This window comes from Segatella hominis, assembly GCF_019249725.2.
GTDB lineage: Bacteria > Bacteroidota > Bacteroidia > Bacteroidales > Bacteroidaceae > Prevotella.
Genome location: NZ_CP137559.1, coordinates 2,306,262 through 2,330,067, shown reverse-complemented (window position 1 = coordinate 2,330,067; position 23,806 = coordinate 2,306,262). Strand labels below are relative to the sequence as shown.

Annotated in this window: 15 protein-coding genes; 7 read left to right on the top strand and 8 right to left on the bottom strand. The window is 40.0% G+C overall.

From position 1 onward, the window contains the following. Positions 1–78 precede the first annotated feature (78 nt). From KUA50_RS09630 to KUA50_RS09605, 6 genes are all read left to right on the top strand, one after another. A complete protein-coding gene (locus KUA50_RS09630) occupies positions 79–972 on the top strand; it encodes a TraB/GumN family protein (protein WP_256624265.1) in 894 nt (297 codons plus the stop codon). 406 nt (positions 973–1,378) lie between these two features. Further along, complete coding sequence (locus KUA50_RS09625) at positions 1,379–5,044, top strand: Ig-like domain-containing protein (protein ID WP_218457032.1); 3,666 nt, start codon at positions 1,379–1,381, stop codon at positions 5,042–5,044. Positions 5,045–5,056: 12 nt separating this feature from the next. Then, positions 5,057–5,254 carry a hypothetical protein gene (locus tag KUA50_RS09620; protein ID WP_218457033.1) on the top strand — a complete coding sequence of 66 codons (198 nt, stop codon included), beginning with the start codon at positions 5,057–5,059 and terminating at the stop codon, positions 5,252–5,254. A gap of 850 nt (positions 5,255–6,104) precedes the next feature. Next, positions 6,105–6,827, top strand: a complete 723-nt coding sequence (locus KUA50_RS09615; RefSeq protein ID WP_218457034.1) for a lipocalin-like domain-containing protein — start codon at positions 6,105–6,107, stop codon at positions 6,825–6,827. Between the two features lie 26 nt (positions 6,828–6,853). After that, on the top strand, positions 6,854–8,059 hold the full coding sequence (locus KUA50_RS09610) for an IS256 family transposase (RefSeq protein WP_218458245.1): 1,206 nt from the start codon (positions 6,854–6,856) through the stop codon (positions 8,057–8,059). Positions 8,060–8,169: 110 nt separating this feature from the next. Further along, positions 8,170–8,367, top strand: coding sequence for a lipocalin-like domain-containing protein (locus KUA50_RS09605; RefSeq protein ID WP_218458197.1), 198 nt, complete (start codon positions 8,170–8,172; stop codon positions 8,365–8,367). A 141-nt stretch (positions 8,368–8,508) separates the two neighbouring features. On the opposite strand, the gene KUA50_RS09600 is transcribed toward KUA50_RS09605, so the two are convergent. The 3 genes from KUA50_RS09600 to KUA50_RS09590 all read right to left on the bottom strand — a co-directional run bounded on the left by KUA50_RS09600 (position 8,509) and on the right by KUA50_RS09590 (position 11,217). Then, positions 8,509–9,825 carry a DUF4861 domain-containing protein gene (locus KUA50_RS09600; RefSeq protein ID WP_256624387.1) on the bottom strand — a complete coding sequence of 439 codons (1,317 nt, stop codon included), beginning with the start codon at positions 9,823–9,825 and terminating at the stop codon, positions 8,509–8,511. A gap of 146 nt (positions 9,826–9,971) precedes the next feature. Beyond that, positions 9,972–10,718 carry a peptidylprolyl isomerase gene (locus tag KUA50_RS09595; RefSeq protein ID WP_256624386.1) on the bottom strand — a complete coding sequence of 249 codons (747 nt, stop codon included), beginning with the start codon at positions 10,716–10,718 and terminating at the stop codon, positions 9,972–9,974. A gap of 136 nt (positions 10,719–10,854) precedes the next feature. After that, positions 10,855–11,217, bottom strand: coding sequence for a hypothetical protein (locus KUA50_RS09590; protein WP_218458196.1), 363 nt, complete (start codon positions 11,215–11,217; stop codon positions 10,855–10,857). A gap of 330 nt (positions 11,218–11,547) precedes the next feature. Here KUA50_RS09590 and dnaK point away from each other — a divergent pair, with 330 nt between their 5' ends. After that, complete coding sequence (gene dnaK, locus KUA50_RS09585; RefSeq protein WP_218458195.1) at positions 11,548–13,458, top strand: molecular chaperone DnaK; 1,911 nt, start codon at positions 11,548–11,550, stop codon at positions 13,456–13,458. A 350-nt stretch (positions 13,459–13,808) separates the two neighbouring features. Here the strand turns inward: dnaK and KUA50_RS09575 are convergent, their stop codons facing one another. The 5 genes from KUA50_RS09575 to KUA50_RS09555 all read right to left on the bottom strand — a co-directional run bounded on the left by KUA50_RS09575 (position 13,809) and on the right by KUA50_RS09555 (position 22,911). Beyond that, positions 13,809–15,512: an RNA-binding domain-containing protein gene (locus tag KUA50_RS09575; protein ID WP_218458194.1), complete on the bottom strand. Its 1,704-nt coding sequence runs from the start codon at positions 15,510–15,512 to the stop codon at positions 13,809–13,811. Between the two features lie 548 nt (positions 15,513–16,060). Further along, on the bottom strand, positions 16,061–16,570 hold the full coding sequence (locus tag KUA50_RS09570) for a hypothetical protein (protein WP_218458193.1): 510 nt from the start codon (positions 16,568–16,570) through the stop codon (positions 16,061–16,063). Between the two features lie 9 nt (positions 16,571–16,579). Next, positions 16,580–18,697 (bottom strand): ATP-dependent helicase, encoded by a 2,118-nt coding sequence (locus KUA50_RS09565; RefSeq protein ID WP_218458192.1) that lies wholly within the window; start codon positions 18,695–18,697, stop codon positions 16,580–16,582. A 2-nt stretch (positions 18,698–18,699) separates the two neighbouring features. Beyond that, a complete protein-coding gene (locus KUA50_RS09560; RefSeq protein ID WP_218458191.1) occupies positions 18,700–21,828 on the bottom strand; it encodes an ATP-dependent helicase in 3,129 nt (1,042 codons plus the stop codon). Positions 21,829–22,152: 324 nt separating this feature from the next. Then, positions 22,153–22,911 carry a UpxY family transcription antiterminator gene (locus KUA50_RS09555; protein ID WP_218458190.1) on the bottom strand — a complete coding sequence of 253 codons (759 nt, stop codon included), beginning with the start codon at positions 22,909–22,911 and terminating at the stop codon, positions 22,153–22,155. Positions 22,912–23,806: the final 895 nt, after the last annotated feature.

The window sequence follows — 23,806 nt, the reverse complement described above, 5'->3', positions numbered from 1 at the left end:
TCGGGATTTTTTTGTTCCTTTGTCCACAAATTAGAGAGTTTTGTGAAAGGTAAGTTTCATGTTTTAATTTAAAAGTAAATGAATTTAAAGCAAATGATTTTCAAGACAATGAATTTCAATTCGATGAAGCGAATTGTTTTAGCGCTTATGCTGATAAGTGTAAGCATGGTGAGTGTACAGGCACAGCTTCTTTACAAGATCAGTAAGGACAGTACCAATCTGAAGCCTTCCTATATCATGGCGTCCAACCGACTCATGAATCCTATGGGTGTTGTCAGTCTGAGTGGTGAGTTGAAGGAAGCGCTTACTAATACCGATCAGATGTATTTCGAGGTAAACAAGGCGGCTTATCAAGAGACCATCAATGACGCTAAGAAACTGGCTGACGGCAAGACTCTCCTCAGTTTGCTTACTCCGGCTCAGCAGACAAAGCTTAATGCTTTCCTCAAGAAATACATGGAGGTGGATTTCCGTAGTTCCTATGTGCAGAAAAAGTATGGTAACCTGACTCCTGCTGCCTTGATGGAAGATATGGAGCAGTTGCTCTTTGTGGCCAACCACATGGGTATGTATGATCCTACTCATACTTTCGACCAGTATTTTGAAGCACAGGCAAAGGCAAACAATGAGACTGTAGGCGGTTTAAGTGATGTGGATGCTTATATCAACGATACTTATAAGAGTGACCTGAAGCTGCAAGTGGCACGCTTGGTAGAGTTTCTGGAGAATGAGCCTACAGAGTTGGCCAAGTTGAATAAGGCTGTAGGTGCTTTCAAGGCACAGGACGTAGATGCTGCTTTCAAGGCTACTGGCGCTCATGTTTCTCAACCAACTCTTGAGGTTTGGGCTGCAAAGGTGCAGACTGTGATGGCAGAGAAGCCAACCTTCTTTGTTGTTGATGCCGCCAATTTAGGTGGAGAAAATGGTCTTCTCCAGTTGCTCCGCAATGCCGGTTGCAAAATAGAAAAGTAATAAACTGAGCCCTTTTTTTTTAAGTGGGCTCAGTGAATAATTATATAGAACTATTTTTTCTGTGATGGCAAACTACAACAAAAAAGAATCGGCATGGTGGATTTTCGAATAGAAATTGGTGGAAATACACGAAAAGAGAAGAAAAAATGTAGTTTATGAATCGGATTCGAATATACTTTCATTATTGTCCACTATAAAATTTCAATATTGCACCTTTATCTATATGGGAAAAAGTAATTTTGCAATATAATAATAAAATGAACTTGTCAAGCCGTATCTGAAAACCATTTGAGTGCAATACAGAGATTCATTCTTTGTTTTGATAAATCACATTCAATAGATATAGGCAATAAGAAAGCGATGATTAAATAAAACAAAAAACATTATAAATATAAATGAAAGTAAAATGAAAAGATTGATTGACTTTTGCTTGCTTCTCCTGATGGTATTCTGGGGAAGCAATGCTTGGGCGGACAAGACGATGACATTCAGTGCCACATATCCGACAAGCGATTGTAACCTAGCCAAACTGAACGTTTTCGCAGGAAGTTCCCAATCGATTGAAAATGGAGGCATTACTTTGAAAATCACTGCAGCAAGCAATGACAATGCCAGTTGGAACCCTGCCGTTGCTGATGGTTCTAACCATGGACAAACGATTGCGCTAAAGACAAGTGCCAACATCACGATTTCAAGCTCATCAGCAGAAATGAAGATTACAAAAATTGTATTCACTTTTGAAAACAATAAGAATAAAGGGTACTTTACTGTAACTACAGGCGGCACTTTAGAACCAACGCCTGCCACAGGTTGGGTCAACACACAAACCTGGTCATTGGAGAAAGGTGCAAATTCTGTCTCCTTTACTAATGAAACAGACAATAAGGCCTACATCACATCCATTGATATCACTTACAAAACAGGTGGCTTGGACAATTATACGGTACAGGCTTACCCTTATACATGGAATTTCCAAGACGAGAACTTATGGGAAAAATCAGAAAGCCAATTCGTATCTGAAATTTGGACACATGGAACTGTCGATGGAGCCGATGAATGGCGAAACTCACCTACTGTTGCCACAGGTTATGATGTTGATTTGCTTCGTGGTCTTCGCTTCACAAATCACGTATGCGCAGATAAAAAAAACAAATGCGTTTCCATTCCAAGAAATGCCACCATCACCATTCCTTCTCTTCATAAAGGACAGAAGGTAAAGATTTCTTATACGGGTGTAGACATTCTTCCGACGACCAACCTGAAAGTTTCTCAAGAAAGAAAGGACAATATAGAAATATACAAAGTGCCTCAAGATGGTGATGCCATCCTAACCATTGACCCGAACGGAGCAGTTTGGGGAGTATGGATTTCGCAAATCTCTGTACTTGATGCCGCACCTGTTCTTACCATGACAACACCTGCGAACGAAGAAAAAGGAGTCGATCCTAACCTCAGATTCATCAAGGTGACTTCTGATAAAGCATTGTGGGCTTACGATGTCAATGGAACCAAGACTCTTACGGAACAAACCATCAAGGCCACATTGAACTCTGATGACGAAGCCAACAACATGGAAGTAACTGCCACTTTTACCGCAGGTGAAACTGGCGTGAAAGAACTCAACTTTAAACTACCCCAAGACAAGCAGTTGGAGTCAGCTACCACATATACCTTGAATATTCCTGAAAATGAGATCATGGAGACTTCGGGTACGGGCAACAAAAACTGCCGCTTCACATTCTCAACCAAGGGATTGAACTATTTGGGAGCATACAATGGAGGTACAGAAATTGAAGCTAATCCATATACAGTTTCCACACTCGACAACAACCGAGTGGCGTTTGCTTTCAATGAACAAATTGAGAAAACAGCCGACTTCAAAGTTACCGTATCCGACGGTACGACAGTAAATACATATACCAAGGATTCTCCAGAATGCACCATTAGCCTTGATCACAAGGCACTTTACGTGCCAGTTAAATTAAAAGCAGGTAAGTATTACTCCATCAAGATTACTGCCGGTAGCTTGAAAGATGCTACAGAAGGCTCTACTTTGAAGAACAATCAGATTGTATTGCACTTGATTAGTTCCTTGGAGGGTGTAAGCCTGAGTATGACCACCCCATACAATCAGGACGAGGCTCCTCTCACCACACGTATCATCTTGTCTGCCACAACCAAAGATGGAAAAAATACAAATATCCTGAACCCTGTAGAAGCGACTCTCAAGGGAGAAAGCGCAGACGGAAGCCAGAAGACCCACGACATAGGAACTGTGACGGGTATCGCAAATGGCAACAAACTTGTATTTACGCCCACAGAAGGTCAGAAGCTTCTTCCCAACTATACCTATACTTTAAAATTGAGCAAAAAGGCAGAACTTAAAGAGGGAGCGTTGGACGATGACACCTTTGTATTTACAACAGCCAAAGTGATAGGTAACGCACCAATAGTAGAATCTACGTCCCCTGCAGCAGAATCTACCATACCAGTGGGAGATGTTCAGCCGAGTGCATCTAAGCAGATAGAAATAAAATTCAATGAAGACATCCAACTTTTGGATGGTGCCTTGATTTTCTGTCGCCCTATGGGTGGTAGCGAAAGCTATCAATCTATAGAATACTACAGCGCAAGAATCGGCAGTTACGATCAGTACAATAAGATTCATGTCAAAGGAAACAAATTGTGGTTTGAGTACTCTGGCCAGGACTTATTCTATGGCATGCGCTATGAGGTGACAATTCCTACATACGCCATTGTAGGAAAAGGCGGGCTGCCAATGGAGAAAAACTTCAAGTTCTATTTCGAGACCCCTAAGTCTGCAGAGGCCAAAGACTCTCGTGATAGAAAAGATGTTTATACCTGGGATTTCACAAATATCTTAGACGACACTTTCGCTAAAATCAAAGAAAGCGTAGGTAATAAAAATACCTATTGGGGGGAGAGAGATACAAAAAATGGTGATCATGAATACGGAAGTAGCAATGCAAAACAGAGCAGCTTTGCACAAGGACAAGAGATAAAAGCAGGTGCAAGCAATACCCCTCTGCGAGAACTAAGAGGCTTGCTGTTCAACTTAGTGAAAAACTATAGCGACAGATTCCAAATAGTATGTAAAAATGGGTCAAAAGCCAAAGGTGACACCTATCTGTACCTCAATGGTGGAACACATTACGTCACCCTTCAGTCGGTTCCTGCCAAGGCAATGGTTTACATAGAGCACAATGGCAATAATGAGATGTTCAATCTGAACACAAAAGACGTCGAAAGCCTCAAAACATTTATAAACCGTAATGATAATCGCGTTTCTGTCTATCAACTCGGGAATACGACCAAGGACTTAACTTTCTGTGTACAGAACTGCAAACTATACCGCATAGCCATCGTCAAGGACAACAAGACTATAGGAAGTGCCGAAAATGATTACATCAAGTATGCCACATATAGCCAGAGCTACCCTGTAGATTACAGCTTGAACGAGAGGCTCAACGGAACGGCAGTCACTGCCTACAGTGTCTCTGCCGACTATCAGTCGAATGCCACCTTTGTGAAATTCACGGAATTACCGAACAACCAATCCGCTTCTGACGAAGGTGTCATCTTGAAGACTTCCGGCAACTTAGGCGAGAGCCATCCTATCTTCACCACGGATGTCAACACTACTCCCCAAAAGCCCACAAGCAATGCTTTGGTAGGAACAGGTGACAAAGCGACTGAATTTGAAAAAGCGAAGAGAGAGGGCTGCCAGAACTACATCTTGACCACCAAGTATTTCCACTTGGGCAAGGAAGATCAGGTGATAGAGGGCAACCGACAGTGTTTCTATAAATGGGTAAAAGGCGATGCCAAGAGCAACTCCGCATACTTGCAGCTGAAGAATCCAAGCAATGCCAATGCCAAGACCGTTATTTATTTGGACTGGTTTGGCGATACCACAGGTATCCATGACATGACTGCTCCATCACAGGTCACCAGTGGCAAAACCTATTACACCTTGGATGGAAGAAAAGTAACAAGTCCTACCCAGAAAGGTATCTACATCATCAATGGTAAGAAGATAATAATCAAATAAAAAAGTAAAAAGATGAAAAGAACATATATATCACCCATGGCTAAGACCATCAAGCTCAACCTTTCCTCTTCTGTCATGGAAGAAGGCGCAGGAGTCGGAAATGCTTCTCTAGGTGCTGATGCCTCCACGGATATGCAAGCCAAGCAATTTAACACTTGGAACTTTGACGACGAGGAAGAGGAAGAAAAGCAAAGCAATATTTGGGAATAATTGCCAATGCTACCATCAAGGAAATTGGCAAATTTCTCGCTAATTAATTGAGATAATGACAGAGATGGGCAAATCATTGCAAAAATATTTGGCTGTTTTAGAAAAATAGGTAACTTTGCAGCCGCAAATGTAAACTTGCCTTCAGAAACCAAAAAAGTCCCGCTGTTAGGATGAAATTCCTTACAGCGGGACTTTTTTCGTGATGTCCTCGACTCTCTATCGAGCGGGGGATAAAGATCATAATCTTACAGCATAACCTTCTTCCAGATCAATGGAATTTACCACATACGAGTGCCTTTTCCTTCAGGAAGAAAAACAAAGCTGCACACGAGAATCTCTCTTAAAAGATAATCTCTTTAATTTCTGCTTTTTGCCTTAGAGGCAAGAGCCTCGCGGCGATCACGAAGAATGCTCTGGCATCTGCTGATTGCCTGATTCTGATTTTCTTCGTTAACCTTTACTAAACAATCGTTCATAACCTAATGTGTTTTGATAAACCTATTGTGATTTGAATACGTTGCAAAGATAGAGCATTCTCAGAGAAAATGAAAGAAAAACCTATTAAAATGCACTGCTTTTAGTTGATTTTTTGATTTACGTCAATTTGAAAGCCTTTTGTATCCCAATTTTCATGTTATATTCATACGATTCGTAGTATTTATAGGGATATTACTATGAGAAAATGGGGAAATCCTTCTGAAATTTCATTTTTTTTTGCGAACTTTGCAGTCGAAAATGGATTCTTCTTCTAAAAGAGATTGTTTTCTTCCAGGGATAATTCCATGCATAAATAGAGAGAAGGAAATGAAGAATTCCATAGGAATATAGGTATATATAAAATAATAAAGGTATGAAAAAAGTAATTCTATTGACTGCTTTGGTGCTGGCTTGCACTACTGGCAGTATGGCAAATGAACTCAGCGAGTGCTCTCTTTCAGAGTTAATCAGTACTCCTGTTAAGAAAACTACAAAGAAGACAACAAAGAAGACAACAAAAAAGACAACCAAGAAAACAACAAGCAAGAAGACAAGCTCAACTAAGTCTTCTACTAAGACTTCTACTGCGGCAACTTCTGCCACCAGTACTTCTGCAGCAACAAAAACAGAAACAACAACTCCTACAACAGCAACTTCTGCTACTTCTACCTCAGCTGGTTCAGCAATAGCCGGTATCCTCGGTGGATTGCTTGGTGGAGGCACATCTGGTAGCACAGGCAGTACTGCAGGAACCATTATCAATGGAATTCTGAACAATGTAATCGGCTCTAGTACTTTCAGCAAAGAGAGTCTTTGCGCTCATACATGGAAATACAGCAAGCCAGGTTGTGCTTTTACTTCAGAGAATCTGCTTGCCAAAGCTGGCGGCGAAATTGCAGCTAATAAGATAGAGGAGCAGTTGGAAGGTTATTACAAGAAAGCAGGTTTCTCCGGCTCAAACACTTACTTCAAGTTTAATACGGATGGAAGTTTTGAGTCAAAAATAGATGGCAAGTCATGGAGAGGTACTTATACTTTTGATGAGAAGACACATGCCATCAGAGAGTGTAAATTAAACTGTGTCAAGCTACAATAAAAGTAGTTTAACACAGTTTTTATATTATGGACAACTTAGAAATTGATTACAAGAAAGCAGCTCAGCAGTTGCGTAGTGGTGAAGCCTTATTTGGCAAGGACGGAGCATTAGCTCCATTGTTAGAGCGTATTCTCAACTCAGCTCTCGAAGGTGAGATGGACGCTCATTTAAGTGAAGAGGAACGCTCTTCCGGCAACCGTCGTAATGGTAAGATGAGTAAGAAGGTTCAAACAAAATATGGTGAGGTCACTATAGAGACTCCTCGTGACCGAGACGGAACTTTCCAACCTGAGACCGTAAAGAAGCGTGAGACTATTCTTGCCAATGGCATGGCAGACCAGATTATTGAGATGTACGCCATGGGCACCAGCACACGTGACATCAGCAGCTACTTTGAGCGTGAGTTCAACACAACTCTATCAGCCGATACTATCAGCTCTATAACAGACCGTGTATTACCCGAAATCACCGTCTGGAAGTCTCGCATGCTCGATCCTGTATATGCCATTTGCTGGCTTGATGCTATCCATTATAAGGTAAAGGATGAGAATGGCAGAGCTGTCACACGAGCCATTTACAACATTCTTGGTATCAACAAGGAAGGCCAAAAAGAACTGTTAGGTATGTATGTGTCTAAGAGTGAAGGAGCTAACTTCTGGCTAGAAGTTCTTACGGATCTTCAGAACCGTGGTGTTCGAGACATCTTGATTTGTTGTATTGATGGTCTCAAAGGCTTCCCAGATGCCATCCAAAGCGTATTTCCTGAGAGTTCTGTGCAGCTCTGTATTGTCCATCAGATACGCAATTCTATCAAGTATGTTGGCAGTAAGCATCAAAAGGAGTTTATCAAGGATTTAAGAACAGTATATGGTGCAGTAAACAAAGACTCCGCTGCTGCTAATTTAGACCTGTTAGAGTCTAAGTGGGGAGAGATGTACCCAATTGTCATCAAGTCATGGCGTGACAATTGGGAACGTCTGACAGAGTATTTCCAATATACTCCAGCCATCCGTAAACTCATTTATACGACCAATACGGTTGAGGGGTATCACAGACAGGTAAGAAAGGTCACAAAGACTAAAGGGGTCTTTCCTACGGATAATTCTTTGGAGAAGCTTGTGTACTTAGCTTACCGCAACATCCGTAAGAAATGGACTATGCCACTGGCAAATTGGGGACAACTTTCTCAACAATTGGCAATAAAATTTGGAGATAGATTTAAAATTATGTAACTTTGCAGCCGAAAAGGCTTCCCTGCTGGGGGCATGCCCCCAGCAGGGAGTGGGAATGAAAGTTAAGAACAAGCCTTGACACAGTTTAATTTACACCCCCTGCCATCACAATGAAGGGACTCCTGTTCAGCGTTTCCGGCTATGCTACCCAGACAACCAATGGTGTCAGCCTTCTCTTTGAATCCAAGAAACTCCTTACCTTGGTTCAGACATTGACTGCTCTCAGCGGTAATTCTACACTTGGCACTATCGGCAATATCACCAAGAACTATGATGGCGTACGTGTAGGCTTTGAGATGAGTAAGTAATTTCTCATTCATCTATTGAGATATTATATAGTAATGATTATATTGCTATTATTTATATAGCAGAAAAATCCCCTTAGAGATAGCCTGAATCAGGCTTTCACTAAGGGGATGTTTTATCTCTTTCGCTTTAAAGTTTCCTTTTTACTTGATCTCAACTTTTAGCGGAGTTTTCAATGCTTCAAGATAATCCTTGATGCGAATCTGCCATTCTGTATAGCTGCGAACATCATATTTGCTCCATGCAGCTCCGAAGTAATAGCTGAACTTTTCTCCGTCCTTCAAGCCAGTCTTGATGCCTAACGCATGACCGGTAGCGCCGTCGTGCTTCTTATCGAAAAGCTGGTAGTAGGTATTGTCAATGCCATAAGGGAAGAGTACACCTACATATACCTGAGACTGGTTACCTTCCATATTGTCGGTAGGGTCTGCATAACTTACGTAGTCTTTTGCGAAAGTTTTAGTCTCGGTATCTTCCTCATGGATAGGGAAACCTGTAGCAAAGTCGGTAGGGTGGGTGAGACCATCATACCAGACTGTCATCTTATTGAAGTTGCTGCCCTTGTCGAGAGAGATGATACGGTGTTCTACTACGTTCTTCTGATCGCCCACGGTAGAAGGATTGTAGGTCAGTTCAACGGTAAATCTGAGAGGACCATTGTCTAAGATCTTGTAATCCTTATAGCAATAAGGTAATATCTGTTCGTTACCAATCATAAGACTTGGTGCACCGAGACCCAAAGTAGCACCTACGCGATATGGGTCGAGTCCGTTGCCCTGGTCGAGGTGGAATGAGTTGCGGATATTACCCTCTTTTCCTTCTGCTTCTACAGCCTTAATCTGATCTTTGAGTTTGGCAATCTTAGTAGGATTTTTCTCTGTTTTGAGTTGCTTTTCTATTGCCTTTTTCTTTGCATCCACTCTGCACATGTTTTCCCAGGCTTTCTGGTTCTTGATGTATCGGATGTTTACCACCGTATCAGGCGTGTTCTTTACCCAAACATCAGTGCCGAAAGAGCGCTCGCCAGAACGCTGCAATGCTGGTCCGTAAACACGATAGGCGCATCGGTCGTTCTCCCAAGCCAGGTCGTCCTTTCTCATCTTATAGAGAGCGCCTGTAGTCCATACTTTCTGAGGATATGGCTTCTCTATGCTGATATAGAAGGTAGCTGCGCTATGAGGACGCACACTGGCGTCGATGAGCAACTTACCATCGTGGGTAATCTGTGAACCGATTTGCTGTCCGCGGGTATTCTTTACCACATAAGCCTGTCCTTTGCCAGGAGTTGCATTTGATAGCTTAGCTTTCACATCAGCCATGCTTACTTCTACGAGTTCCATTCGCTGGGCAGCAGTTGTGTTGCTTACTACCACAGTTGCTTGCTGGGCATAGCTGTAGTTGGAACCGGCTATCGCCAAGAGCATCATGACACTCTTCATCATGTTGGTTTTTGTCATCATTGTTTCTGATTTGTTAGTTATTATTAATTTTGTTTTCTTACGTGTCGAACTTGCTTCGTTACGTACATTATTATATATAATACGAATGAATAGTTGCCGATACAGACAAAGTGACAATATTTTCTGTTGCCAATATTTCTTTAGGATTATTCCTCGATAAGGGAAACTACCATGCTGATATCCTCTTTCGGACGATCACCTCTGAGCGTCTCGCAATTCTGGATTTTCTCCACGACGTCGAGACCTTCTTCTACTTCGCCGAATACAGTATATTGGTTGTCAAGGAAAGGAGTACCGCCCATCTCGGTGTAGGTTTTCACCTGTTCATCGGTAAATTTAGGGTAACCTTCCTCCTTGCAGCGTTTCTTGGTTTCATCCACCAGCTGATCCTGCAATTCCATCAATCCCTGGCGGTCGCGGTTGCGACGGAAGTTCATGATCTCATCGTGGTGTTCTTTGGCAAGCTGGTTGAATATGTTTTGCTCCATCTGCATGCCCATCTGTTTCTCCATCTGCTTGAGTTCATTCATCTTGTAGGTTTTTCCCCATACGATATAGAACTGGCTTCCGCTGCTTTCGCGCTCAGGATTTACCTCATCTCCCAATCTCGCAGCGCTCAGTGCGCCACGCTTATGGAAAAGTTGAGGATAAACAAATTCTGCAGGAATCGTGTAGTCAGGACCACCTGTTCCTAACATTTTGCCCTTAGGAGCATTCTTACTCTCCGGATCACCGCCCTGAATCATGAAATCCTTGATGACACGATGGAAGAGAGTGCCGTCGAAATATCCCTCTTTAGCCAACTTGATAAAGTTGTCGCGATGTTGAGGGGTCTCATCATAAAGGCGTACTTTGATATCGCCTTCAGAAGTCTTAATCAATACTTTTGCCATAATATTTAATTATCAGTATAGTTCTTTAATTTGTCCTTTATAACCTTCAGTCCTTCAGTCTTCATCCCTTCAGCCCTTCAGTCTTCAGTTATTCAGCCCTTTTTTTACCTTTTTACCTTTTTACTTTTTTACCTTTTTACCTTTCATAATATTCCTTCCATTCTTTCATGGCTTCCTTCCAGTCGGTTTGCTCTCCGCTTGCAACAGCTTCCTTCTGTTTTTCAGCCTCGTCGCGAGCCTTGTCACGGGCACGTTTGGCTTTCATCGCCTCGATAGTAGCATCATCAAGAATCTGGATGGCACCACGCTTGATGGCAGCCTGAAGTTTCTCTTCGCCGAAAGCCTTGCCTGGTTCGTTGAAGTCGGATATATTAAATTCGTAATCTACACGAAGGTCATGGCGAATCTGCTTCTGCTGGAGTCTGTTACCAGCGTTTTTCAATCGGAGCAATTTGCCGATTTCCTTGATTTCTCCTGCGGAGTATTTGTTTCTTCCCATTAAAAAACTGATGTTATAATAATCTTATGAATAATTCTCTGCAAAATTACAGATAATCCTTGATAATGCCAAGTAATTATCTGGAAAAATGCGCTTATGACATACGAAATCTGCCATCTTGTCATTTCTTTTATGCTCTTATCTGACATTTCTCGCTCTTTTGTCAGTTGTGCCCTTCTGTCTTTTCCTTGGCACACGCTTTGTTAACTATGTTAGCGTGACCGTCGGGGGAGAGTTCCTGATAGATGCATATCTTCGGCAGACTTTCCTGAGACAGCGTTCACATGATAAACATTATTAATAACGATAAAAATAAAAAAAGATATAATCATGGGAAAAGTAATTGGAATTGACTTGGGTACCACAAACAGTTGTGTTGCCGTTTTCGAAGGTAGCGAACCAGTTGTAATCGCTAATAGTGAAGGTAAGCGTACTACTCCATCAGTAGTAGGTTTCGTTAAGGATGGTGATCGCAAGGTAGGTGATCCTGCTAAGCGTCAGGCCATCACAAACCCTAAGAACACTGTATATTCTATCAAGCGTTTCATGGGTGAGACATACGCTCAGAGCCAGAAAGAGGCTGAGGCAATGCCTTACACAGTAGTAAACGAGGGTGGTTATCCACGTGTTGAAATCGAGGGTCGCAAATATACTCCACAGGAGATTTCTGCAATGGTTCTTCAGAAGATGAAGAAGACCGCTGAGGATTATCTCGGACAGGAGGTTACAGATGCAGTTATTACAGTTCCTGCTTACTTCTCTGACTCACAGCGTCAGGCTACTAAGGAGGCTGGTCAGATTGCAGGCTTGAACGTTCAGCGTATTGTCAATGAGCCTACAGCTGCTGCTTTGGCTTATGGTGTTGACAAGGCTAACAAGGATATGAAGATCGCCGTATTCGACTTGGGTGGTGGTACATTCGATATCTCTATCTTGGAGTTCGGTGGCGGTGTATTCGAGGTTCTTTCTACCAATGGTGATACTCACCTCGGTGGTGATGACTTCGACCAGGTAATCATCAACTGGTTGGCTGATGGCTTCAAGGCTGAGGAAGGCGTAGATCTCCGCAAGGACCCTATGGCTATGCAGCGTTTGAAGGAAGCTGCTGAGAAGGCTAAGATTGAGTTGTCAAGCTCTACATCTACCGAAATCAACTTGCCTTACATCACAGCCGTTGACGGTATGCCTAAGCACTTGGTTAAGACTTTGACTCGTGCACAGTTCGAGCAGTTGGCTCACAACTTGATTCAGGCTTGTCTCGTACCTTGCCAGAATGCTATTCGTGATGCTAAGCTCTCTACATCAGATATCGATGAGGTTATCTTGGTTGGTGGTTCAAGCCGTATCCCAGCCGTTCAGACACTCGTTAAGAACTACTTCGGCAAGGAGCCTTCTAAGGGTGTAAATCCTGATGAGGTTGTTGCAGTTGGTGCAGCTATCCAGGGTGCCATCTTGAATAAGGAAGAGGGTGTTGGCGACATCGTATTGCTCGACGTTACTCCATTGACTCTCGGTATCGAGACTATGGGTGGTGTGATGACTAAGCTCATCGATGCTAATACAACTATCCCTTGCAAGAAGAGCGAGGTGTTCTCTACTGCAGCTGATAACCAGACAGAGGTTACCATCCACGTATTGCAGGGTGAGCGTCCAATGGCAGCTCAGAACAAGAGTATCGGTCAGTTCAACTTGACAGGTATTGCTCCAGCTCGTCGTGGTGTTCCTCAGATTGAGGTTACCTTCGATATCGATGCTAACGGTATCTTGAACGTATCTGCTAAGGATAAGGCTACCGGTAAGGAGCAGAGCATCCGCATCGAGGCTTCATCTGGCTTGAGCGAGGATGAGATCAACCGCATGAAGGCTGAGGCTGAGCAGAATGCTGCTGCTGATAAGGCTGAGCGCGAGAAGATTGACAAGATGAACCAGGCAGACTCTATGATCTTCACCACCGAGAACTTCTTGAAGGATAACGGTGATAAGATTCCTGCAGACAAGAAGCCAGGTATCGAGCAGGCATTGCAGCAGTTGAAGGATGCTCACAAGGCTGGTGATGTTGCAGCTATCGATACTGCCATCAACAACTTGAACACCGTAATGCAGGCAGCTTCTCAGCAGATGTATCAGGGTGGTCAGCAGGCTGGTCCTGGTGCACAGGGTGCTCAGGGCGGTCAGCAGGCACAGGGCGGCAATGGTGGCGCTCAGGATGTTCAGGACGCTGACTTCGAGGAGGTTAAGTAATATCTCCTGCCGATGAGGAGCCTCTCATTGATGCTCCTCTCTCTCAAAAGAGAGTTGTTAAGTTAATATATAGTTAAAGCACACAACTGAAAAGGAAACGATTCGGTTGTGTGCTTTTTTTGTCTTGAGAAAGAAGGACTATTTCTAAATATGCAGCCACTTGGCGTTGCAATATTCCTTGTTCGTCTCTAAGAGACCTTATCTTGTTTCCTAATAACATATTTCCTATTCTTTGGGTTTGTATTGAATATCTGTGTTAGATATAGCGTTCTATTGGGTAGTTTCCGGTCGGAATATCTTCAAACGGTCGGATTTTCGGTCGGATTTTGGATTTTTCGGTCGGATTATGATTAAACCGACCGATTGTAGTCTTTCAATATCCACTTTAACCCGATTCTGTCTATCTGTTTTTCTTCATTCAATTCTACTAATAGTCTGCCAACATAACGAAGTTGTTGTTCCTCCGTCTTATTGGCTGGTAGTACATCCTTCAGATATTCGTATATACTATCTCGTTTGGCACCTTCATCTCCTGCATTGCCGAGATATTGTAGAACCATTTGGCGCAACTTCTCCTTATCCAGTCCTTTTGTTTTTGTGTAAGAAGGCAGCTGGTGAGTGTTCTTGGCAATGCTAAGAGAAATGCTGTAATGCGGAGCCTCCCCTTCTATCAGTCCACGTTTGAGCAAGTCATGTGCTACATCTTCATGAATGGTTCTGCCTTTTTGTACAGCATCAAGCGAGATGCAATCCCAAAGTGAAAGGGTGTCATTGGTCTTCAACAAATCAGTGTATCGTTTGTTGATTTCATTGCCATAAATGCGGACAACGACTTTTTTCTTGATTTGGTCAATCTCATAGTCTGGCATAGGAAAATGTCTGCGCCATTGCTCATTGAACATTTTCTTGATACCACGGCTTACGGTATCTATCATGTTGAAATCTACCATAGCCCTACACAGGCATTCATTACGGAAATGCGTCTGAGGCTCTTCGTTCCTCAAAACATTCTCCAAAGTTCCAGGAATGAATGTGCCAGCATTGGAATAATACAGATATCCTGGATTCTCCACGAAATTGATACGCTGTTGAAGAGTGTAGTCTTGATGGGCAATACAGTTATGAAGTGCCTCACGAATGGTGTAGTCATCATACTGTTTCATCGTGTCGGGGAAAAGTGTACCTCCAGGCATTTCACGTAATGTCAGATTCTCAATCTTTGATAGGATTTCGTCCACCGTTAATATAAAAGGTACGGTGAAGTGTTCGTAGTCAACCACTTCCTGATTCTTGTCTCGCCGTGTCCAAGTAACCTGTACAACTGCAGGACGCAGTTTGAAAGCCGATTCATATTTGCCCAACAAAATGATAGCAGCCCGAGTTATGCCACCATTTCTTGTCAATCCACACTTGCTTAAGAATGTTTGAACATTCCAAGCATTCACTTCTTCTGCAGGTATGCGACTATGGACTTTCTTGAACATCATTCGAGCCTTGGCAGTAGCTACCTCATCCAAATCGTCCATTGTAGCATCAGGTACAATTTCTGCAGACCAGTCCTTCGCTGCATAGATTGGTTCTTCAAGAATGACAGCCATTCTTTCTTGGGTCAATTCCACCAACGAATCTTCTATGCGTTGCCATGCCTTCTTGTGGGCAAGGACAGGGCGACGAGGCAAGTGCTTTGGAATATGTATTATCCATATTCGCTTATTTGTATCATCGGTTATAAACTCCTCAATGCTTAGACCTTCAGATGAAAGATAAGTGCATTGTTCTGTGAGTTTGAACGTTGCCGACTGCGTGTTAGCTGGTTGTCCATTGAAAGTAAGTCTCGAAATATCAGTTCCGACTATTTCCAACGTTTTATCTTTTACACCTATCACAAGATGTCCTCCCTCCATGTTAGAGATAGCTGACACGTAGGAAACGACATCATCTTTCTCGTCCCCACAGAACGAGTTCTTCAGATTCTTAAATTCCTTCCATTCGCAGTGAGCATTTTCTTGTGGGTACTCGCGAAGGAGGTATTGTTGTAGTTCGAGTTCTATCATATATTATTCTTTCTTATAGAGTTTACTTGTCTTACTAACTAGAGTTGAAATAGTGATATATTCCATTCCCTTTTATTTTATCCTTTTTGCTTTTCTATCCCTCGTGAAGACATATTTAATTGCATTGCAATTTCTGCGGCAATCATGTATGGGGCATGTCTTATAATATTAATAATTAAGTTCTTTGTTTCCAAACTTTTTGTTTCCGAACCAAGTGCATATGTTTTCGAACTATCACAACTCCCTTCATAATCAGGAACTGTACCCAAGAACGTTAAATAATCATCAGTCGCTTCGAAAATGTCACGTACAGAATATTCTCCGCAAACTTTGTTTTTGGGTTACTGGGACACCTGTGAAACGGTTCTCCGTGAGGTCAAGTTCTTTCAAAAAATCACCCAAATGATGTTTGCTATAACGATGATTTTTAGCATATCTCCCATCGATATATCTTCTTAAAAGATGCTGCGACCTGATTTAATACACAGTTGAAAAGTTTCTGTTTATCACATATGTTTTTATCCACGATTAACCTTACCAGTCAATAATCAAAACTCAAAATCTAATCCTAACTCCTTGTAAACAATATCACGCTCTTTTATTGAATTTGGCCAAGCATATAATACCCGTGAAGGATTATATTCTAATAATACCTGACTCTTTCTGTCTGAAATTGTTACATGTTCTGGTGTATATCTATTTCTTATGACATACCCATTTTTATCATATTTCGTTTCTGCAACAATAACAGAAGCATATTGTTCTCCACTTTTTAAGCTAAATTGGTCGCAAGAGAAATCCATATTGAAATCATTCCAATATAGCCAGACATGACTTCCAACTCTGTCAGGTAAAAACGGATCGTGAATATGAAATTCTATGTTTGTATAACCTTTTGATGTCAAGTAGTCATATGCCCAGATACAGATATGGTCACAATAGCCATGAGGAAAATTGATAAATAAATTTCGATGTTCGTTAACACATTTATCAATCTTTTCTCTAAATTCTTTACATACCGCATAAAGCTTTTGAAAATTGGAATTTTTACTATCCATAATTAATATTTATATGTGTCTTAATACCCTACCTACTAAGTTCCGTTTTCCTTTTTCAAATAACACTTTGTAGGAATCTCTTTCTGGTATAGCCTCTATAATTTCTCCTATACCAAAGACCTTATGTTCAACCTTGTCACCAACAGCAAATTTTGTGCTATTGGTGTGCAAGGTTATTTCTTCATCTATTTGTTTCACAAGACTTTTTGTTCCTTCTAGTAAAGCTGGATCTATATTCCCTTCAACTTTCAGTAGATTATCACCAATCTCCATAAGGAACCTTGAGGGATATTTATTTGATTTTGTAGCACGATTAAAGCCTTCTGATTCTGTAAGAAATAGGGCTTTTTCAGCTCGCGTTACTGCTACATACATAAGGCGACGTTCTTCCTCTTCTCCATTTTTTCTACGTTCACGAATGGAGCGATGACTTGGGAAAATACCTTCACTTAACCCACAAACAAATACATATGGAAACTCTAAACCTTTTGATTGGTGGATCGTCATTAATTTAATCGAAGTTCCTTCTTTCTTATAATCTGCATTAGTATATAATGCAATATCTTGAAGATAAGTTTCCAAAGTTACATCATCTTCATTTTCATTCAACTCCTCATAATTTTTAATTGAAGATGCTAACTCTGCGATGTTCTCTAGTCTTTCCTCATCAGCAGTAAAGCGAAGTTCTTCTTTTAAGCCGCTTTCTGTTAGCATATAATCAAAGAGGTCTGATAAAGAGACTTTATTAGATAACTTCTTGGCTTTTTTAAAGAGAGCCAAGAATTTTTTCAAAGGCTCCTTGTTGAACTCAGGTCTATCTATGTTCTGACGCAATGCATCCATCAACGAACATTGCTTTTCTTCGGCTATTGCTTGAAGTTTTTCCATAGATGCTTTGCCAAATGAACGCTTCGGAAGGTTGATTATCCTAATGAAAGACAAATCATCTTCAAAAGCTAAGAGTTTAAGGTAGGCTAATGAGTCTTTTATCTCCTTTCTTTCAAAGAAACGTATTCCGCCCCATATTGTATATTTTAAATCTTTTTTCACAAGAGCTTGCTCTATAGAACGTGACAAATAAGAGGCACGATAAAGTATAGCAAAGTCTTTAGGAGTTGTCCCTGCATCAATCAAGTTTTTTATCTGTTTTGCAATCCAATCGCTCTCGTCTTTCTCATCTTTGCCATGATAGTGCAACACTATCTTCCCTTCAATTAGATTTGTTGTCAAATTCTTTTTGATACGCATCTTGTTGTGTACAATTATTGAATTGGCAACGTTGAGTATATTGGGCGTTGAACGATAATTCTCATCTAAAATAATTAGTTTGTCAGCTTCAAAACTTACATAATACTCTGGTTTTGCACCTCTCCATTCATATATACATTGATCAGGGTCACCCACAATGAAAAGATTTTGGTAAAAAGCAGCAAGTATTTTAACGATTCTCCATTCATCAACATTACAATCCTGTGCTTCATCAATCATGATATAGTTCAGTTTATCCTGCCAAAAAAGACGTGCTTCATCAAATTTTTTCAATATGTAGATTGTTAGTTTTATCAAATCTTCGAAATCTAAGCTAAAAAACTTCAGTTGCTTCATTACATATTTGCAAAACGATTCTGAATAAGATGAAATATTTTCTGTTTTTCCAATCCATAAGTCTGAAATATAAGGAGAATTACTTTTACCTCCCCGAATATCTCTCAAGAAGCCTTTTACGGTTTCTTCACTTCGCCTTATTCCACATTCGTCCATAACTTGAATAGCGAGAGCCTTCTCATCCTCTTCATCCAAAATATAAAAGTTCTTTGGAAAACCGATACGGTATCCTTCTTTACGTATGAACTTTACACAAAAACCGTGAATTGTGCATACGAAATCATTGACATTATACGAATTCGTCAATTTTGCGATGCGATTTTTCATTTCGGCTGCAGCCTTATTGGTAAATGTCATGCACAATATATTATCAGGATTTATTCCTAACTCATTTATGAGATATGCATAGCGATGAACAAGTACAGAAGTTTTTCCCGATCCTGCACCAGCAACAACTTTAACTCGTCCCTCTGTTGCCTCAACTGCTTCCTGTTGCTTTGTATTTAATCTATAGTCTGTCATAGTCACTTTATTTTAAAACGATATGTAACATAACCCACTTTGTCTTTGCAATTTTCCCAGAAATCTTTTTCGGAGCATACTTCCATGGTGTTTATGCTCATTTTTCGAATATCAATATAAGAAGGTTTACATTTACCTCTTTCGATAATTACACCTGCTAACTGGAGATGCGAACCAACAACCCTAAACCCATCAAAATAATAATACTTATTTTTATCTTTATAAAACATACTGTCATTAGGACAAACAATGATTTCCATGTTTTCACAAGTTATCTCTAGTTGTTTTTGAGAAGAAAGTTTTTTGCAGACCAATTTCCCCGCTCTCATCGCTATAAATATGTAGTACTTGGTCCTAATTCTTATGATATCTCCTTCCTGAGGAGTATCTAAGTTTTTGAAAGGATTATTCAATTTGGAAAATTGAGAAGAATTAGAACTTATCAAAGCATTTAACTTTGATATTTTATCATATATCCGTTTCAAAAAAGCAATGTCCTTCTTCAAGACCATATATTTTGAAGACAAGAAAGTACTTGGACGTAGTCTTATCTCGTTCCCTTTTTCATCTTCTCCAATTATCCATATCCCATTTTCATCTTTTTCCGTCTTTCTATAGGCAAGGACACGTAACTCATCATTATCATTTGCCCAATATGTTTTATTGGCAGACGGATGCATGACAAGACGTATGCCTTGTGTTGCTACAGATAATGTTATATCATCCTCAATATTATTATTTAAATGAAGTTTTACACCTTCAATTTCACATTTTGACACTTCACCAAATTTGTTTTCATATTTTATAATATCTCCAACTATATATTTTCGATGGTACTTAAAGAAACTATTCTCATCAACTTTATGTAAATCGTATTTACTCGCAGAGCATTCATGCCCATTGTGTTCCACAATGCATGTTAAAGCATACAAATCTCTAACGTATCTGCACACACCAAGTCCAGGACATTCAACATATTGTCCTTTCATAAAGTTAAAATTCTCCTTATTGATTTTAAAAAGTTGACTAATCATAACATTTATAGATCTTGTGCGTTGAACGATTGTACATCTCTGGCTATCTATATATTTATCAAATTCACAAATTCCATACTTATAATGTTTGACGATATCCCCATGTTTATATGGCCCAAAAATATAGTTAATGGTAGATATGTTTGTTTGGACTGACTTCTGAATATGTCCAACATCAGAAATATCGGATATGATGCCATCTTCATTTGTCGTATTTTTATCTTCCATATCCATATGAATATCTAAATACTTCTGATTAATTTCATTGAGGAATCTGGATGGATTCATTTCGCCATAATATGAAAAGCCCTTTGCACATGTAAGGTATAACTTACTTTTTGCGCGTGTCAAAGCTACATACATCAACCGTCTTTCTTCTTCCATACCAATATTGCCAGATTCTTCTATTGTCCTTATACTTGGTAATATTCCATCTGTCAATCCACACAGAAAAACACAAGAAAACTCCAAACCTTTAGATTGGTGTATTGTCATCAGCCGAATTGTGTCGTTCGTAAATTCTTTATCGACATTTGTATAAAGTGATATGTCTTGTAAGAAACCTTTTAAGTCAAATTGCTTATTTTGATTCTTCATTTTGGTCATGTACAATATAGCAGAACGTTTCAGTTCTTCTATATTCTCAATGCGGTCTTCGTCGTTTTCATACCATTCCTTCAATTGAAACATCTCAACTATCTTGCTTATCAAATCCGCAATAGATTCTGTAGAAGAAAACCTAATGAGATTATTTATATCGTCTTTAAATCTTATCAGACTCTTTTTCTTGTCCATTTTCAATTCAGCATAAGGCAATGCGTCAAACAGACATACATTATGTTCACTTGCTGTTTGTATAATTTTATTAAGACTAGCTGGACCAATATGTCTTGATGGTACATTAATGATTCTTTTAAAAGCCAAATCGTCTTTTGAAGTGACCAATCTCAAATAAGCTAAGATGTCTTTAATTTCCCTTCTTTCATAAAAACGCACACCACCCCATATTGTATATGGAATCTTGGCAGAAGTAAGAGCTCGCTCTATGTGATTAGAAACAGAAGAGTTTCTATAAAGGATAGCCATCTTGTTGTAAGGTTCAATTTTGTGTTCCTTTTCTATAAGATGCGCAATCTCTTCACCTTCTTTATTATCATTTTGTAGGTAGAATAATTCAGACTTTGCCCCCTTGTCTTTTTTTGAATACAGATCCTTAGGCACTCTCATTTTATTATGAGAAATTACATCATTAGCTACATTCAAAATACTCTGGGTAGAACGATAGTTTTCGTTAAGAATAATATCAACATCCGGTCTGAACTCAACAAGATATCGTGGAGCAGCACCACGCCATTGATATATGCACTGATCAGGATCTCTAACAACAAATAAATTCCCAGATACAGAAGATAATTTATTAATAATACTCCAGTCTACCATACTACAATCTTGAGCTTCGTCTACCATGATATAGTCAAATTTCTCTGACCATTCTTGGCATATTTCTTTATTGCTCATTAGTATGGAATATGTATATAGAAGCAAATCATCATAATCAGCCATATTCATTTCTTGTTGTCTGCAAACGAACTGACACTTTGGATTTGAAAAGGAATCACCTTTTCCTTGCTTCCTTGCATTGTCTATGATTTTAATATAATCGTTTTTAATAGAATATTTCCAATCTGAAATTTCATAAACAAAACTTTTAGCACCACGTTTCTCCTTCAAAACATCTTTTGCCAAAGCCACGCAGTCTTCCCTGTCCATAACTGTAAAGCCTTCCGATAATCCTACCTGGGCATAGTTATTTCTAAGAAAATTCAAGCAGAAGCTATGCAATGTTCCGACAAAACTATCCTTTATGTCTATTCCAAACATATCAGTAAGGCGGCTCCTCATTTCTTGGGACGCTTTGTTGGTAAATGTAAGGCATAATATATTATGTGGGTCGATTCCTAAAACATTGACTAAATAAGCATAGCGATTTACAAGTACAAGTGTTTTACCTGTACCAGCACCAGCTATCACTCGTACTTTTCCTTCTGTTGAACAGATGGCTAATTGTTGTTGTTTATTCAAATGCGAAATATCCATAATAAAATATCTTTCTTAAAAATCTGCAAGACTCAACACCTTGTAGGTTGTTTTCCCCCAGGCCATTAGCTCATCCATTGTCCAATTTTTGAAATTCTGAGCAATAAATGTGAAGTTAACACCTTTGTCTTTTAGGACAGCCCCAGCTATACATAACATCATATCTGTGCATTTGTCCAATCTCCGATTTCCCACCTTTTACAATGACAGTCTTGAAAAAATCGCTATAGAGAGTTATACTATTGGGATATTTCCAAGTTATATCTTCATCTGTCATTCCTTTGGTGCTAAGCCCTATAGTGTACAACTCGGCTTTCAAATGCCCTAAAGGTTCCCCGAAGACCTCTTTTGTTTATAAAAAAACTCATCTATTCTCATAGCCTCCTTCGGAATATATGCTGTTGCAACAAAATATCCTTCAAATAATTCTACAACAACTCTCTGCTGTCCAGCAATTCTTGCCACTCTACCCCGAATATCCTTAAACTCTCCATCTGTAATCACAACATTATCCCCTAGCTTGTATTTGATATTCTCTGAAGTAACAGGGATGATATGAGGATTATGTATAGAGGTTAAATGGATAAAATTGTCCATATCAGCATCAGAGATGATAAGGGGTGGATTCTTGGTTGGTGCATTTTCACAATGTGAGGTATGGTCGTAATAGTAACTCAACAAAGCTTTATTTTCAAAAGCCTTGATGCTCTTATCTTGCAAAAGAGAATCTACTTGTTCTGCGGTTGCATGAACAAAGAGAAAAGAGGAGAGAAGAGGCTCCGTTATGATTCGCTTCTTTCCTTTCTTTCTTACCTCTTTATATCGCAAAGGAACATAACATTCCAATCCTTTAGCTTCTACCAATGCTTTTGCCTTGATAATACGCCCATACGAAACGCGCAGAACGAACCATTGCTTGTCTTGTGAAGGCACATTCTCTACCGACACCCCACCTTTGTTCTTTGAGATGGAGGGCGTACAAGAGGTAAGTCTTGCACTTGGACACGATGAACCTGTGTCGGTAGGTTGCCCATTATACAATGAAGCATTAGCCGTTAAAGGCTGTTTGATTTTATCTTCCAATGTTATATCCAGAGGTTAGATGAAAAACCGACTGACTTTTCTTTTTAAGAATTGCCAAATATTGAACACAAAGATAAGGAAAAAGATTGAGATATAGAGATTCTTAGAGTGGAAATCTTTGTGTTTATGGTGGTTTTTAACATTTGAGAATGCTTGGCGAGTTTTCTCAGAGAGACGATTACAAGAAACAAATATATATATAATAGGTGTAATAGGACTATATTCTATCTTTTACCCCCAAAAACAATATTTTGTTATTGAAAATACATAATGGGAGCATAAACATCTATATTTAGCTTGTTTTTACTTGCTTTTAAGCCTTAAATTATCATTCATATTTGTACCATAAAAGTTTTAAAATACTGTTTATCAGAGCATTTTATTTTCGAGGAGGTTAAGTAATATCTCCTGCCGATGAGGAGCCTCTCATTGATGCTCCTCTCTCTCAAAAGAGAGTTGTTAAGTTAATATATAGTTAAAGCACACAACTGAAAAGGAAACGATTCGGTTGTGTGCTTTTTTTGGTATGCTCGGCATGAGCTTATTCTAATGGGTGCAAGTCCCTAACGAGCCCCAATAGCGGGAATCGTATAGCCAATAGCAAGGGTGTCCATTGCGAGGTGGAATCTGAAAGAAGCTTGCGGCAAACATCTGACCTAACGCACAGAAACTTCATACAAGGCATTTGACCATGGATGAGATTGCCAAACAAATCAAAGTCCTATAGCTATTCGGAATGGTTGGTGTAAATGAAGTGGGTATAAGATGGAAAGAATAAGCCCTTATCCGAGGAGGTCTCACGGACATGGCGATTAGTTGCTTTTACGAAAGTCATGGAGTAAAGCTTGCCGTGAGAAGTCAGCAGATGCCATAGTAGTGGAGTTCTCGATAACAC